The organism is Chitinophaga sp. GbtcB8, assembly GCF_019091455.1.
Taxonomy (GTDB): domain Bacteria; phylum Bacteroidota; class Bacteroidia; order Chitinophagales; family Chitinophagaceae; genus Chitinophaga.
In genome coordinates this window covers 24,131-39,259 of record NZ_JAGXJN010000033.1, presented here as the reverse complement: position 1 = coordinate 39,259, position 15,129 = coordinate 24,131, and the positions used below count along the sequence as shown (strand labels likewise).

General features: G+C 48.4%; 19 protein-coding genes. 13 read left to right on the top strand and 6 right to left on the bottom strand.

Going from position 1 to position 15,129, the window contains the following annotated elements:
- Positions 1-19: 19 nt before the first annotated feature.
- From KVT36_RS23870 to KVT36_RS23855, 4 genes are all read left to right on the top strand, one after another.
- Entirely contained in the window at positions 20-1,279 is a 1,260-nt protein-coding gene (locus KVT36_RS23870) for a response regulator (protein ID WP_254640170.1), read from the top strand.
- Positions 1,280-1,402: 123 nt separating this feature from the next.
- Positions 1,403-2,602 carry an MFS transporter gene (locus KVT36_RS23865; protein WP_217605968.1) on the top strand — a complete coding sequence of 400 codons (1,200 nt, stop codon included), beginning with the start codon at positions 1,403-1,405 and terminating at the stop codon, positions 2,600-2,602.
- 24 nt (positions 2,603-2,626) lie between these two features.
- Entirely contained in the window at positions 2,627-3,427 is an 801-nt protein-coding gene (locus tag KVT36_RS23860; RefSeq protein ID WP_217605967.1) for a HipA family kinase, read from the top strand.
- Positions 3,405-3,788 carry a DUF3037 domain-containing protein gene (locus KVT36_RS23855; protein ID WP_217605966.1) on the top strand — a complete coding sequence of 128 codons (384 nt, stop codon included), beginning with the start codon at positions 3,405-3,407 and terminating at the stop codon, positions 3,786-3,788. The genes KVT36_RS23860 and KVT36_RS23855 overlap by 23 nt, the downstream gene beginning before the upstream one ends.
- Here KVT36_RS23855 and KVT36_RS23850 read toward each other — a convergent pair.
- Positions 3,765-4,058, bottom strand: coding sequence for a hypothetical protein (locus tag KVT36_RS23850; protein ID WP_217605965.1), 294 nt, complete (start codon positions 4,056-4,058; stop codon positions 3,765-3,767). The genes KVT36_RS23855 and KVT36_RS23850 overlap by 24 nt on opposite strands.
- A gap of 142 nt (positions 4,059-4,200) precedes the next feature.
- On the opposite strand from KVT36_RS23850, the gene KVT36_RS23845 reads away from it, so the two are divergent.
- From KVT36_RS23845 to KVT36_RS23820, 6 genes are all read left to right on the top strand, one after another.
- Entirely contained in the window at positions 4,201-5,286 is a 1,086-nt protein-coding gene (locus KVT36_RS23845) for a cellulase family glycosylhydrolase (protein WP_217605964.1), read from the top strand.
- A 111-nt stretch (positions 5,287-5,397) separates the two neighbouring features.
- A complete protein-coding gene (locus KVT36_RS23840) occupies positions 5,398-6,042 on the top strand; it encodes a hypothetical protein (protein ID WP_217605963.1) in 645 nt (214 codons plus the stop codon).
- Between the two features lie 30 nt (positions 6,043-6,072).
- Entirely contained in the window at positions 6,073-6,348 is a 276-nt protein-coding gene (locus tag KVT36_RS23835; RefSeq protein WP_217605962.1) for a hypothetical protein, read from the top strand.
- A gap of 42 nt (positions 6,349-6,390) precedes the next feature.
- Complete coding sequence (locus tag KVT36_RS23830) at positions 6,391-6,987, top strand: sensor histidine kinase (protein WP_217605961.1); 597 nt, start codon at positions 6,391-6,393, stop codon at positions 6,985-6,987.
- A gap of 46 nt (positions 6,988-7,033) precedes the next feature.
- Positions 7,034-7,660 (top strand): response regulator transcription factor, encoded by a 627-nt coding sequence (locus tag KVT36_RS23825; RefSeq protein WP_217605960.1) that lies wholly within the window; start codon positions 7,034-7,036, stop codon positions 7,658-7,660.
- A 77-nt stretch (positions 7,661-7,737) separates the two neighbouring features.
- Entirely contained in the window at positions 7,738-8,445 is a 708-nt protein-coding gene (locus KVT36_RS23820) for a hypothetical protein (protein ID WP_217605959.1), read from the top strand.
- Between the two features lie 2 nt (positions 8,446-8,447).
- On the opposite strand, the gene KVT36_RS23815 is transcribed toward KVT36_RS23820, so the two are convergent.
- Positions 8,448-9,119, bottom strand: a complete 672-nt coding sequence (locus KVT36_RS23815; RefSeq protein ID WP_217605958.1) for a hypothetical protein — start codon at positions 9,117-9,119, stop codon at positions 8,448-8,450.
- A 65-nt stretch (positions 9,120-9,184) separates the two neighbouring features.
- Here KVT36_RS23815 and KVT36_RS23810 point away from each other — a divergent pair, with 65 nt between their 5' ends.
- A complete protein-coding gene (locus KVT36_RS23810; RefSeq protein ID WP_217605957.1) occupies positions 9,185-10,141 on the top strand; it encodes a glycoside hydrolase family 43 protein in 957 nt (318 codons plus the stop codon).
- Here the strand turns inward: KVT36_RS23810 and KVT36_RS23805 are convergent.
- The 3 genes from KVT36_RS23805 to KVT36_RS23795 all read right to left on the bottom strand — a co-directional run bounded on the left by KVT36_RS23805 (position 10,138) and on the right by KVT36_RS23795 (position 11,271).
- The gene (locus KVT36_RS23805; protein WP_217605956.1) at positions 10,138-10,605 is read right to left on the bottom strand and encodes a hypothetical protein; all 468 of its coding nucleotides are present in this window, start codon (positions 10,603-10,605) and stop codon (positions 10,138-10,140) included. The two genes, KVT36_RS23810 and KVT36_RS23805, sit on opposite strands and share 4 nt — an antisense overlap.
- Before the next feature lie 69 nt (positions 10,606-10,674).
- Entirely contained in the window at positions 10,675-10,974 is a 300-nt protein-coding gene (locus KVT36_RS23800) for a HigA family addiction module antitoxin (RefSeq protein ID WP_217605955.1), read from the bottom strand.
- Between the two features lie 15 nt (positions 10,975-10,989).
- Positions 10,990-11,271, bottom strand: a complete 282-nt coding sequence (locus KVT36_RS23795) for a type II toxin-antitoxin system RelE/ParE family toxin (RefSeq protein ID WP_217605954.1) — start codon at positions 11,269-11,271, stop codon at positions 10,990-10,992.
- Between the two features lie 181 nt (positions 11,272-11,452).
- On the opposite strand from KVT36_RS23795, the gene KVT36_RS23790 reads away from it, so the two are divergent.
- Together KVT36_RS23790 and KVT36_RS23785 are read left to right on the top strand one after the other, a co-directional pair.
- Positions 11,453-12,400: a nucleoside hydrolase gene (locus tag KVT36_RS23790; protein WP_217605953.1), complete on the top strand. Its 948-nt coding sequence runs from the start codon at positions 11,453-11,455 to the stop codon at positions 12,398-12,400.
- Between the two features lie 97 nt (positions 12,401-12,497).
- Positions 12,498-13,454, top strand: coding sequence for a hypothetical protein (locus KVT36_RS23785; RefSeq protein WP_217605952.1), 957 nt, complete (start codon positions 12,498-12,500; stop codon positions 13,452-13,454).
- 9 nt (positions 13,455-13,463) lie between these two features.
- Here the strand turns inward: KVT36_RS23785 and KVT36_RS23780 are convergent, their stop codons facing one another.
- On the bottom strand, positions 13,464-15,116 hold the full coding sequence (locus KVT36_RS23780; protein WP_217605951.1) for a carboxylesterase/lipase family protein: 1,653 nt from the start codon (positions 15,114-15,116) through the stop codon (positions 13,464-13,466).
- Positions 15,117-15,129 lie beyond the last annotated feature (13 nt).

The following is a 15,129-nucleotide window of genomic DNA, read 5'->3' as shown; positions in this document are numbered from 1 at the left end:
AGGATACATAAAAAACTATATGCGGTTGCAGGAAAATGATCCAATAAAAATATTAGTGGTAGACGACAGGCCGGATAACTTATTATCCATCTCCACCATACTGGAGCGGGAAAGTTATGTCACTGTCAAAGCCAGCTCCGGGCGGGCAGCATTAAAAATACTGCTCACGGAATATGACTTTTCCCTGATATTGATGGATGTGCAGGTGCCGGACATGAACGGCTTTGAGACCGCTTCCCTCATTTACCAGCGTGACAGGTTAAAGAATATTCCCATCATCTTTATTACAGCCTACAGTCATGAAGAGGAAACCATGTTCAAAGGTTATAAAGTAGGCGCGGTAGATTTTATTTATAAGCCGGTGAACCCTGAGCTGCTGCGCATGAAGGTAGGTGTATTCGTAGAGCTGTTCCAGAAAACACAATCACTGATAGCACAGGAGCAAAAGCTGCTGAGCATTAACGCCTCCCTGCAAAAAGAGATCGAAGAAAGGGAAGCCTCCGAGCTAAAGGTGCGGGAGCTGAACCGGCAGCTGATGCAGAACAACCAGCGCTTAAAAGCAGCCAACGAAGAGCTGGACCGCTTTGCCAATATAGCCTCGCACGACCTGCAGGAGCCCCTGCGCAAGATCCGGATGTTCAGTGACCTGATCGTACAGAAAAAAGGCAATGTAGGAGAGATGGATAAACATGTACAGAAAATTACCAACGCCACAGAACGTATGCAGCAGCTTATCAGCGACCTGCTGCGGTTTTCACGGCATTCCGTGGGCAAAGGGGATTTTGTGCATACAGACCTCAGCTCCGTTATCCGCGAAGCTATGAAGGAGCTGGAGCTGAAGATCCAGCATGTGGATGCGCGGATCACCATTGATGAAATGCCATCCACCCTGGTGATCCCTACCCTGATACAGCAGGTATTCCATAACCTGATTGCCAATGCTATTAAGTTCTGCAAAAAGGGCGTAGCGCCGGAAGTACACATTTATGCCCGGCATGAGGCTCCGCTGGTACCCCACAATGGGAACGCGGAACAATTGTATTACAACATTTATGTAAAAGACAATGGTATTGGTTTTGAAACCAAGTACCTGGACGATATTTTCATTCCTTTCAAACGGCTGCACAGCTACCATGAAATTGAAGGATCAGGCATAGGCCTGTCCATCTGCAAAAAGATCATGGAGCAGCACAACGGTTTCATAACCGCCACCAGCGTGCTAAACGACGGGGCCACCTTTATCATCGGCATCCCGGAAAAGCAGGTTTCCTTAGCATAGGGATATCACATTATTTCTGTAGGCCAGGGAGTTTTTCCTGGCCTACTGCTTTTGTATAATCTGGACTATTCAGGGGTACCAGCTTGTCAGCATCTTTGTACCGTACCTGAAAACAAACACGCTATGCTGCTTAAAATTGCACACACCTATAGGTCCTCCTTCAGTGATCTGAGCCGGGAAACCTGGCTGTTAAGCCTTGTATTGCTGGTAAACCGTTCCAGCACCATGGTAGCGCCTTTTATGAGCATGTATATTACCCAAAGCATGCACCGCAGCATTGCAGATGCAGGGCTGATCATTACCCTGTTCGGCGCCGGTGCAGTAGCGGGTTCCAGCGTAAGCGGCTATTTTATAGACCGGTTCAGCTTCCGCGCTGTACAGGTATTTACCGCCATAACAGGCGGCCTGCTGTTCCTGTTATTTGGTTATGTGCAGGATTTTTCCCTGCTGTGTGTAATGACCGTGCTGCTTAGTTTTGTGGTAGAGGCCTTCCGCCCGGCCAATGCCGCTGCGGTAGCCGCTTATTCCACCCCGCAGAACCTTACCCGCTCTTACTCCCTGAACCGCTTGGCCATGAACATTGGCTGGGCGCTGGGCACTTCTGTAGGCGGTATACTGGCTGCTATTAATTATCACCTGCTGTTTTGGGTGGAAGGGGTGGTGTATATGATCGTTGGGGGACTGGTGCTCACCTTATTACCTGCCGTTAAGCAAGCGGTAAAAACCGCTATGGTAGCGGAAGAAGCGCCGGTGCAATCTTCTCCCTGGAAAAACAGCTATCTCTTAAAATTCTTAATGGTAGTGATCATTTACATGAGCTGTTTTATGATCATGTTCCGCCTGGCCCCTGTATACTGGAAAGAGAGCCTGCACATTAATGAAGCTACCATTGGTATGCTGTTAGGCCTCAACGGTGTTATCATTGCCCTGTTTGAAATGGTGCTGGTACGTTACTGGGAAAGCCGCCGCTCTGCCATTTATTATATTATTTCAGGTGTTATAGCCACTGCCCTGGGCTACACGCTGCTGGTAGTGCCGGGTATGGCGCCCATGGTAGCTGCAGCTGGCTCCATGATCTTTTTAACCCTGGGAGAAATGATGGCCTTACCTTTTATTAATACGGTGATCATGAGTAAAGCGAATGAGCATAACCGCGGTAAATTTGCAGCTGCTTTTGCGGTAACCTGGTCGGCCGCGCAGGTGCTGGGACCCGGTGGTGGCGCGCTGATCACGCAAACATGGGGTTACAATGCATTATGGATCACGCTTATTATTGTATGTATCATCTGTGTGCTTGCCTTCAAATTCATTAACAAAAAATAAAAAGGTGTTAACTTTCCCCCTGGTATGAACAACACTACATCACCCATACGGTCTGTGAATGTAATGCGGTATGTAACACCTTTACGCGAGGGTGGCTCTATGCCGGCTATTGCAGAAGCAGATGACGATTTCTTATACGTGCACAAATTCAGGGGCGCAGGGCAGGGAATAAAGGCATTGATAGCGGAGCTGATAGGCGGGGAGCTGGCCCGGGCATTAGGCTTAAAAGTGCCGGAAATAGTATTTGCCAGCCTGGATACCGCCTTTGGCCGTACAGAACCTGATGAGGAAATACAGGACCTGCTGAAAGCCAGTGTAGGCCTTAATTTAGGGCTGCATTACCTGGAAAGCTCCATTACTTTTGATCCTGCGGTGTATACCATCAATGCCTCGCTGGCTTCGCAGATCGTGTGGCTGGATTGCCTGATCACGAATGTGGACCGTACGGCACGTAACACTAATATGCTCATGTGGGGGCGGGAGCTGTGGCTCATAGATCATGGCGCCTCTTTATATTTTCACCACACCTGGACCAACTGGAAAGAGCATGCGCTGCGGCCCTTTGCCCAGGTAAAGGATCATGTGCTGCTGCCGCAGGCCTCCCAGCTGGATGCTGCAGATATAGCCGGCCACGCCATTCTTACGGAAGAGCGTATCCGCGCCATTGTAGCACTGGTGCCGGATGAATGGCTGCTGGCAGATACACAGGAGGCAGGAGACGCCAATGAACGCCGGGAAGTATACATACAGTTTTTAACCACACGCATCGCATCGTCAGAAATTTTTGTAAAAGCCGCACAACATGCAAGGGAAAGTCTTATTTGAATACGCCGTTATCCGCATCGTACCCCGGGTGGAGCGGGAGGAATTCATCAATGTAGGCGTTATTCTCTACTGCAAGGAGCGTAAGTTCCTGCAGGCGGTGTTTACTTTGGATGAAGAAAAGTTACGGGTAATAGGGCCCGGTACCGATGTGCTGGAAGTAAGGGATTATTTGCGCGCCTTTGAGCAGATCTGCTGCGGAGGCGCTAAGAGCGGGCCCATAGGGCAGCTGGACGTAGCGTTGCGCTTCCGCTGGCTCACGGCTACACGCAGCACCATTTTACAAACCTCCCGTGTGCATACCGGTTTTTGTGGTGATCCGGAGTTTGCCCTGCAACGGCTACACGCCCAGCTGGTGCTCTAATACATAAATAAAGATCCCGCCTATGCCCATGCCAATAATACCGCCTATAACAGCGGCAATGGCATCCATTACCTCGTAATGCCCTTTGCCGGTTACCAGCGATAATACCTCAAAGCCATAGCTGATGGCCACTACGGCCACAAAAGTAAGTACCGTATCCAGCACCGGCCTGCCCGGCAGCAGGTACCAGGTCACGCTTTGCAGCAGGGCGCCCATCAGGATGCCCACATAAAAATGCGTCCACTTATCCGGTCCTATCTTTTTCAGCATAACGGTAATGTACGTAAAAAAGCAGGTCGATGGTATTGATAAGTTTGAGATGTTTTGCATACATATTGATACAAATGAAACATCCACAAACATTATCTTTATACGCATTAAACCACGTTTTGGAACTGAAAATTAATCACCCATGCGAATAAAGAACTGGACACTCCTGCTTCTATTGTCTGTAGTAATAGGCAATGTAAATGCACAAAAGAAAAAACAAACGGAAGCTGCTGCACCGGGCCAGCAATGGTCTGTTGAAAAGGCCAATCAATGGTACAGTGAGCACCCCTGGATAACCGGCGCCAATTACATTCCCGCCAATGCTATTAACCAGCTGGAAATGTGGCAGGCAGCTACTTTTGACCCTGCTACCATTGATAAGGAATTAGGCTGGGCAGAAAATATCGGTTTTAACACCATGCGCGTATTCCTGCATTCCGTAGCCTGGCAGCAGGATCCGGAAGGATTTAAAAAACGGGTAGGCGAGTTCCTGGGCATTGCAGAAAAACATCACATTCAACCGCTGCTGGTGTTCTTTGACGATTGCTGGAACAAAGAACCCAAAGCAGGTAAGCAGCCGGATGTTAAACCCGGCATCCATAACTCCGGCTGGATGCAGGACCCCGGGCAGCCCGCTTCTTCCGACCCGGCCAATTTTCCGCCGCTGGAAAAATATGTGAAGGATGTGCTCACCCATTTTGCGCACGACAAACGTATCCTGCTGTGGGATCTGTATAACGAACCTGGTAATAATAAAAAGGGCGATTCTTCCATGGCGCTGCTGACCAGCGTATTTAAATGGGCAAGGGAAGTAAACCCTGATCAGCCCATCAGTGCCGGCTTATGGTCCTGGGGCCTGGAAAACCTGAATACTTTCCAGCTCACCCACTCTGATATTGTTACCTATCATGATTATGAAGAGCCGCAATGGCACCAGCGTGTAATAGAGCTGTTAAAAGCCAATGGCCGCCCGCTGATCTGTACGGAATACATGGCCCGCACACGCAACAGCCGTTTTGCCAACACCCTGCCCCTGCTTAAAAAAGAAAAGGTAGGCGCTATTAACTGGGGTTTTGTAAATGGGAAAACCAATACTATCTATGCCTGGGATACTCCCTTACCGGATGGCAGCCAGCCTATAGAATGGTTCCATGATATTTTTGATAAGGATGGCACCCCGTACCGCCAGGATGAAGTAAACCTTATTAAAAAGCTGAACGGCAAATAAACCGCCGGTTAACTTTAATTTATTATGATTCCCCGGCATGTTAGTGCCGGGGAATTTTTATTTTATAAATACCTATCTTGTATTGCGTACATTCCCGTCAATACAAAGGCCATGAAACGTATATCCCGCGTGTGGTTGCATATATGCATACTGGTAATGCTGTTAACCCTGCATACCCAGGCGCAAATGGTAACAGGACTTAACCGCGACAGCCTGCGGCGTGTACTGCATGCCCTGCCTGTGGATACCAATAAGGTAATGGCTTTCATTACTTTGGGCCAGCAGTATGAGAATAACATTCCCGATTCCGCTTTGTATTACTATGAGCAGGCGCAGCGCCTGAGTGTGCAGCTGCATTACCCTGCTGGTTTTGTACGGTATGTGAATAACTATACAGCCGTATTAAATATGCAGGGCCGGTATAATGAATCGCTAAAGCTGGATCTGCAGGCAGTGGATACCTGCCGCCGGTACGGGTTACAAGAGCTGCTGGTAAAAGTGCTGATCAATGATGATATTACTTTGCAGGAATCTGCGCTTATGAGCCTGGGCAATGGTTATAAAAGGGTTCGTTACTACGATAAATATTTAGCCGCATTCAGATCGGCCCTGCCCCTGGCCCGCATGCTGGATGATGTAAACGGGCAGGCTATTGCCATGCAGGGCATTACAGAAGGCCTGTACTGGACCAAACAATACAGGCAGGCCGCTATCAGCGCAGATACGGCCCTGGCATATGCTAAAGTGCATGACTAGAAAGAAGTAACTCGTGGATTGCTGCTGCTAATGTCTGACATACAAATTGCGCTGGGCAACCAGCTGCTGACAAGGCAATACCGTTACCTGTACGATTCTGCCCGCGATGCGCTGATGAATGATAACCTGCAAAAGGACATCCAGGAGCTGGAAACCAAATATGAAGTAGAGAAAAAGCAGCATCAGCTGCTGGAAAAAGACCGGCAGGCATTGCATCAGCATTTGTGGTTAATAGCCGCCGGTGCAGGCATCCTTGTCTTATGTTTATTGCTGCTGCTCACATACCGCTATTACCGGCAAAAATAGCAGGTATTACAGGCAGGGCAGGAGAATGTACGCCTGAAAGCCTTGCTGGAAGGGCAGCTGCAGGAGCGCCAGCGCATTAGCCAGGAAATGCATGACGATATGGGATCCGGGTTAACTGCCATGTTATTCCTGAGCCGCAGCATCCGCGATCCGGAAACAGCCGCCGTTAAAATTCAGCGCACAGCCGCTGACCTGATACGCAAAATGAATGAGATCATCTGGACCATGAACCCGGAGCAGAACTCCCTGGACAGTCTTATTGCATACATCCGGGTGAACACCGCAGAAGCGCTGGAAAACGCAGGATTAGCCTACCAGTTTCAGATACCGGAAAACGTTCCCGCAATAAACATTCCCCAGGAGCTGCGCCGTAACCTGTACCTGGCATCAAAAGAAGCGGTGCATAACATAATAAAACATGCCTGCGCCACAGAAGTAGTTATAGCCATTATCATTATTAATAGCGAGCTTAGAATAATCATACAGGATAATGGCCGTGGGTTTGAGACCCCGGCAACCATGCCCTTTGGCAATGGATTAAAGAACATGGACCGGCGCATGAAGCAAATTGGCGGTTACTTGCTGGTAGTAAACGATGAGGGCACTGTGGTAAATTTAGCGGCGCCCCTGGCGCTATAACTTTTGTTATATACCAGGATACTTGTAAATAGATCAATTTTATAACATGGATGCAATACAGGTAAGCATAGTGGAAGACATTACGGAAATACGCGAAGGCATGCGCTTCCTGGTGAACCAAACGCCAGGCTTCAGCTGCCTCTCTGTATACGATAATGCAGAAGCAGCGGGTAAAGGCCTGTTAGCCAACCCGCCCGACCTGGTGATCATGGATATTGCGCTGCCCGGCGCTACCGGCGTGGATTGCATACGGCAGCTGAAAGCAGCCGGCGCTAAAATGCAGTTCATGATCTTCACTATTTATGAAGACAGCGACCAGGTATTTGAAGCGCTGGCAGCAGGGGCCAGCGGATACCTGTTAAAAGATACGTCCCCTGACAAGATCATTGCTGCGCTGAAAGAGCTGCACGAAGGCGGATCGCCCATGAGCATCAGCATAGCACGCAAGGTGGTAGCCTCTTTTCATTGCAGCCCGGAACCTGCGCCACTCTCGCCCCGCGAAATGGAAGTGCTGACCCTTTTAGCCAAAGGACTGTTATATAAGGAGATTGCAGAGCAGCTGCACATCAGCACCGGCACGGTGCGCCAGCATATACATAATATTTACGAGCGCCTGCATGTGCAAAACCGTACAGAGGCGCTGAACAAAGTATTTGGGCAGCCCCGCAAATAGCGTATAACCATTGTTCTATTGTTCAGCTTTTGCCCGCTGGGTAGTTTTGAATCATCAAAACTTTTTAAACCCGGCATATGAAACCGATCTTCTTCTTTCTGCTTTTCCTCTTTCCTTTTGTATTACAGGCGCAAACAGATAACCGCGGCGGATGGTACGCCGGTATTGGCTTTGCGCGTATGCATTACAAAACCAATTGGTACTATCACCGCTTTGATGGTAATCCCCGGCACGATAATTACCCCATTCACAGCATTAACAGTAACATGATCACGCTGTCGATTGAAAAAAGGTCACTGTTCAAAGCAGGCCCCGTACATTTTGATCTCAATGGCGACCTGCTGCTGGGTATAACCGGCAAGGCAAAAGGGGAGTGGCTGCCCAATGATGATGTGATTTCCGGCGGAGGCAAAGCCGCCGGTATCAATGTACTGCTTAAAGCCGTATATCCATTACCGGTAGGCGGTAAAGTGCGTATTGCGCCGTTTGTTGGTTTAGGCCCGCAGTTCACCTTTTTGCACAATAATGGTAAAGATGCAGGTGAGTTTGCCTCCCGTGCCTATTACAGCTATACAGAAGGCTGGAATGAATATGTGTTGTTGTTCAATGGCGCGGCAGGTGTGAATTTTGAGCTTGGATCCGTTACCATTACCCCGGCAATTCATTTCGGGCTGATAGGCACCTCTTTTACAGACTGGGAGCCCAATGAAGATGGCGTGCAGATGGAATCATCACCGCTGAACTTTGGGTTCAGTGTAAAGGCAGGGTTTAGGCTGGGGCGGTAAGGCTACTTTTTCAGATCCGGATGTAAGGTTATGTATATATCCGTTACTGCTTTACCCGGCTCATGTACGATCATACCAATACAGATCTGTTGTCCATTCGCTTCGGCTGCTTCAAAAGCAATGCCCTGGGCAATGGCATCATACAGGTGGATCATTCTGCCTCCTTTCTGTTCCTTGTATGTACCTTCGGAAACAAGGTCAGGATATATTTCCCGGATGCGGGCAAGATCATTATACACCTGCAGGCTGTCTGCCGTTATATAAAAAGGAGAGGTTACCCGTATTTGCTTTACCGTTTTTGTACGCATGGTGCTGTCTGCGTATGTAGTATAGATATTCAATTCATTCCGGTTATTATGCTCATCCCTGCGCTTACTGTACCAGGTAAGCCAGGCTTTGCCCATAGCGGCATCGGAGAAATCGGGCTTGCCTAATAATTGCTCCAGCTTATCAGCATTACTGCCCAGGCTTATTTTGCCAATGCCCTTGCCGGCACTCACCAGCTTTTCGGATGATATAGCAGGTCTTTTCGTAGCTGCGGTAGCTGTATCCTGCTGAATAACAGGTTGCTGACCAGCTGTTGTGGCCGTGTCTGTTCCCTGTACGGTGCGGGGCTGCTGCTGACAGCAGGTAAATATTAGCAGGCTGCCCAAGATGATCAATAGGTTTTTCATGGCAATCATATTTTTATGCTTTACTCTTTCAAATATCGTACTATAATTTCCTATATTTCGCTACTATGGCTTATCTAAAAACTATCTTCCAGGCGGGCCTGATTGCAACAGGCCTGGCATCCGGTATGAAAAGCATGGCGCAGCAACCCGCTATATTCCTGGCCGATCCTACCATCTTTGCCGGTAGGGGAACATATTACCTCTATGGCACCGGCAGCAACCAGGGATTTAAGGTATACGAGTCTGCCGACCTGAAAACCTGGAGCCAGCCGCAGGATAGCTTTGCCTTACAGCGCGGCCAATCCTTCGGTAATGGCGGTTTCTGGGCGCCGCAGGTGGTTCAGTACAAGGGCAGCTATTACATGGCCTATACAGCAGATGAACAGATAGCGATTGCAAAAGCATCCAGCCCCAAAGGTCCGTTCAAACAGGATCAGTTTGCCCATTTGAGCGGCACGGGCAAACAGATCGATCCGTTTTTGTTCTTCGATAAAGATGGTAAAATATATCTGTATCACGTAAAGCTGCAAAATGGCAACCGGATCTATGTAGCGGAAATGAAACCCGATCTGTCTGATGTGATGCCCGGCACGGAAAAGGAGTGCATTGCAAGCGCTGAAGGATGGGAGAACACAGCCGGATCAAAGTGGCCGGTGGCAGAGGGGCCAACCGTATTAATGCATAAAAATGTTTATTACCTGATCTATTCCGCCAACGATTTCCGCAGCAAGGATTATGCAGTGGGATATGCTACTTCCAGCTCTCCCTTAGGCCCCTGGAAAAAATATGCAGGTAACCCCATCATAAGCCGGCACACCATTGGACAGAATGGATTGGGCCATGGTGATGTGTTCATTGATAAGAATGGGAAAATGAAGTACGTGTTGCATACGCATCATTCTGATGATCGCGTTTCACCCCGCGCTACGGCGGTTATGGGGTTGCAGTTCAAACCCGTGAAAGACGGGCCGGATGTGCTGGAGGCAGATAAGGGTTCGTTTGAATGGCTGCAGGTTCATTAATAAACTTCAAGGATCACTGTATCCTGTTTATTAAAAAGAAAACGATCACCTGCTTTTTTGTGCAGCAATAATTTTGCGAGCGGCGCATTGGGCGAAAGAAAAAATATTGACTGATCATCTATCAGCTGTTTACCGAGTCCGGATGCAATAAAAAAGGAATGATCTGTACATCGTATAAAAGCGCCTGTTTGAGCGGCTGTATAGATGATATCGGTATTAATTTTCTGTAGGTTGTCAAGCTCTCTTATATTTTCTGCCTGTTGATGTGCATACATATCTTTTTGCAGGTGTCCCATGGCTCTTCCTGTTTCGTATTTATCCCCTGCCGAACTTTTACCTTCACTATTAGCTGCTTCCTGTGCATTATCGATTGCTGTTTTTATCACAGCAATCCGTTCTGTAATAAGCCGCTCTCCGGCTTTTTTCAGGTTGGTTTTAAAAGCAATCATTTCCTGGCGTGTCATAAGTTCGTATCGGTGTCCTCTTGCTGTAGCTAAATAAGATGTTATGCAGTAAATAGAGGGGTACTTTTTTTATACAGCCTGGTTAGGAGCAATGCGATGAATATGGGCTACCCGTCCGCTGTTTTGCACCTTCCAGAGATCGTATTTCGCTTGCAGGTCCAGCCAAAACGATGCATCCACACCAAAGCCTTTTTCCAGGCGCAGCGCCATTTCAGCAGTAATGCCGGCATTCTCATTAACGATTTCCGAAAGCGTTTTACGGCTGACCTCTAAGCCTTGAGCGGCTTTTGTAATGGAAAGGTTCATTTCCTTTAAAATATCCTCCCGGAGTACTGCGCCGGGGTGAGTGGGCATCATGCCTCGCTTCATCTTGCTATCCTCCTTTTAATGATAATCGATGTAATTCACGACATGCGCATTTTCATTTTCAAACCGGAAAATGATCCGGTATTTTCCTGTTACTGTCACGGCCCAGAAACCTTTTAAGTCACCCGTCAGGCTATGCAGCTTATAACCGGGGATCTGCCGTAGCGGATCAAGCGTCTTGATCGTATCCAGGACTGATAAAATGCGTCTGATCTTTGCCACTTGCGCGGCTGGCAGCTTCGAGGGATCATCTTTTTCCCACAGAAGCCGTAGCCCTTTATGCGCTATGGTTTCAATCATAGTACAAAGATACACTGTAACCCCAAAGGTTACAAATGTTTTTTTAATGGTGGTGAAGATCCAGCGTATGACAGGTCTTTGGGCACTGCATCGCGATATAATCAAATGTAAATCAAATTATTATTATAACTTCATCACCATGGCACACAAATTCTCCTTACCATTTATCTTTTTATGGCTGATGACAACGCAACTTTACGCGCAGCAACATCCTATTCCGGTTATCCTGGATACTGACATCGCAGGCGATTATGACGATGTAGGCGCAATGGCATTGTTACACGCTTTTGCAGATAAAGGCGAAGCCAAAATACTGGCCGTCATTTCTTCTAACGCTTTTGAAACCACCGTGCCTACCATTAGTGTGCTGAGCACTTATTTTAAAAAACCGCATATACCCATTGGCGTTACCAAACGTGCAAAACCCAATGAACTTTGCCAGCAGCAATGGGCACAGGCTATTATTGCCAGGTATCCGCATAACATACGCTCTAACCAGCAGGCTACGGAAGCAGTGGCGCTGTACCGCCGTATACTGGCCCAACAGCCGGATCATTCGGTGACCCTTATCACTATTGGCTTTTTCACTAACCTGGCAGACCTGTTAAACTCCAAAGCAGATCAGTACTCCGCGCTTAACGGCCGGCAGCTGGTAAAACAAAAGGTAAAACAGCTGGTAGCCATGGCCACCAGCTTGCCCCCTGGTAAAACCAGCGGGCGGGAATACAATGTGTATATAGACGCAGCAGCATCGCAAACCGTATTTGCGCAATGGGAAACGCCGGTAATATTAAGCCCGTTTGAAGTAGGGGAGCAGGTACGCACCGGTATTCCCTTAATTAAAAATAATACCATCCATAACAGCCCGGTAAAGGATGCTTTTCAAATAGCCCTCACAAAAGATAAGGATACTATTGGCCGTATGAGCTGGGACCAAACAGCCGTATTTGCCGCTGTGCGGGGTGTACATCCCTGGTTTAAAACGCGTGAGCTGAACCTGCGCATAGAAAAGGATGGCACGGATACACTTATACCCGGCAATAAATTTACCTTGCTTGAATTAACAGACCAGGCCACCGCTTTACAGCAGGCAATAGAGGAGCTTATGCATCACCAGCCGGTGCATTAAGTATCCAAACTGTATTAATTCTTGGCCGGTAAACGACACGGAAGCAGTGCGCATCTATCATATAAACATCTATCTTTGCGCCTGCTCATCCCTTTATATGAAACAATTAATTTCCTTTCTGTTATTAGCCATTGGCTTACAAACCACCGTACACGCGCAATCCAGTGAAGACCTGCAAAAGAAGACCGTTAACGATACCATCCTGCAGCACCGCACCTTAACAGTGCCATCGCCCTTTAATGCACAAAAGGCGCTGCAACAGCTATTTCCCGGTAAGTATTACAACCTTAGCAAAGACAATTATAAAAATGAGCTCATTAACTGGGACTGTAAAACCTGCGCGGTTAAAAAGTACCCGGATGTGAATGAAGATGCAGCAGGTGATTTCCCTTTTAGTGAAGGCGTAGCCACCCGTTTAATTAACGGGATCAGCTACCAGGATTCATCCGGCAGGCAGTTTAAGGTGATCTGTTTTAATCATTCCGAGTATGATCCGGAAGGTCTGCAGGTATCGCGCTTTACCGGCGGCCTGTTAGGATTGGCCAAATTTGAGCAGCATGAAAACAGCTGGGAACTGGTAGCTTTTCAGCCAGCAGTAGCAGCCTATGGCGCTTTTTCGCAATGCCCGTCGCCTAAGCTGCTGCAAATAGGGAAAGATCAGTTTGCGTTTATACTGAAACACCTGAACGGCCCTGGTGGCGGCCCTTTTGATGGTACCTGGTATTTAATAGCAGGGTTAAACGGCAGCTATCAGCAGATCATGGCTGCCTATGGGATTGAAAGAACAGAAACCACTGCCGAAGAAGGATATTCTTTCTGGAGCAGTGAATATAAAGTACCGGTCAGCGATAAAAAATATTTCCGCGATATTATCATCATCACCAAAGGTACTTACCGCAGTACAGACCCCGATGCAGAGCAGCTGCCGGAAGAGCTGCGTAAGCTGGTAAAAGGCAAAAAAACAGCGCGTTTCACCCTGGAGCAGCGTTATGTGTATAAAGGCAGTAAAGGGTATGTATTACAACAACCCCTTACTGCCTCGCTCACTCAGTAAGCAATCAAATTATTTAGGATGTTTCGCCTGCTCATCCAGGAACAGGTAACGCTGCCGGTGCTGCTCCGGCTCCATACGTGTGCGCACATCAATATGCATTACCGGTACAGTATCCGTTCCCGTTATAGCCGGCCACTTAGGTAATCCGGGGCCGTTAGGGTTGGCGTTCTTAATAAAATTGGCAAAGTAAGCCTGCATAATGGCCGATACTTTATAATCCTCCGGTGTCCACGCATATACTTTATTCGATGACAGGTTACCCATAGCATATTCTATTTCTGCAGAATGTACCGCGCCTTTAGCGGCCGGTGGTTTAGGGGCAGCGGTTGTTTTATCTTTAATAACGCCGCCAGCTAATCCCGGCGTGGCATTGCCCATAGATGCTCTCATGGCAGGCCGCGGGCGGGAAAATAAATAACGGTACACCGGCTGGCCGCTGGTCTTTACCTGTTCATCTATCCACTTCCAGGTGCTGAAGCTGATAAACCGGTCGCCGGCCAGGTCGGTGGCTACCTGTTCTACGTCTGCATCGGTAGCAGGGTTATATAATTTCAGGAGCGTACCGCTCACCTCTCCATGGCCGTACAGCTTCTGTACCGTTTTTTCAAAATTTTCTTTGGTGGGTGGCAGGTTGCCCAGCATAGCGCGGTAGCCCATCTCTTCTGAGTTCCAGCCGGCCAGCAGCGGCACATGCGCCTGTTCTCCTGCAGCATATACCTGGTAAGGATCTTTGGTAAAAAAGTAACCATCAACCGTAACCGGAAAACGGAATGTACCAAAGCGGGTGGCTAACTTCAGCAATGAATCTGCCGGTAATGCGCGTAACGCTTCCAATGAGGCAGCGCCTATGCTTTTTGCAAATTCTTCGCCCATTGCTTCACCTTTTGAGAGAGGCATGGCAGACAAAGCGCCCAGTACGGAACCGCTTTCACCTATAGCGCCTGCAAACAGGTCTTTTGACAGGGGAGAAGCCATTAACGCGCTTACGGCAATGGAGCCGGCAGATTCGCCTGCAATGGTCACCCTTTTAGGATCACCGCCAAAAGCTGTTATGTTTTCCTGTACCCATTTTAATGCGGCCCACTGGTCCATCAGGCCATAATTACCTGAAGCGTGGCTGGGCGATTCTTTTGTAAGCTCCGGGTGGGAAAGGAAACCGAACACGCCTAAACGGTAATTCACTGTAAGCGCTACAATACCTTTCTGCGCCATACTTTCACCGTCATAACGCGCTTCGGAACCATCACCGGCTACAAAACCGCCACCATAAAAATATACCAGCACCGGCAGCAATGTTTTGCTTTTGCGTGCAGGCGTCCAAACATTCAGGTATAAACAATCTTCGTTCATGCCATCGGAACGGAAACCCATATCGCCAAAAACAGCGGCCTGCATAGTGCGCGGTGCAAAATGATCTGCTTTTCGTATACCCGTCCAGTTAGCAGCGGGCTGGGGCGGCTGCCATCTTAAATTGCCTACCGGCGGCGCAGCAAAGGGAATGCCTTTATACGCATGCACCCCGCTTTTTTCAATGATACCGGTAAGGGCGCCATTGGCTGTTTTCACGGCCGGTGCAGCAGCGGTTGTTTTGGTTTGGGCCTGTAATAAGGTGAGCATACTGCCCAGGCAAGCCAGTAATATAAGTGGAAATACTTTTTTCATGGTTAACGGATTA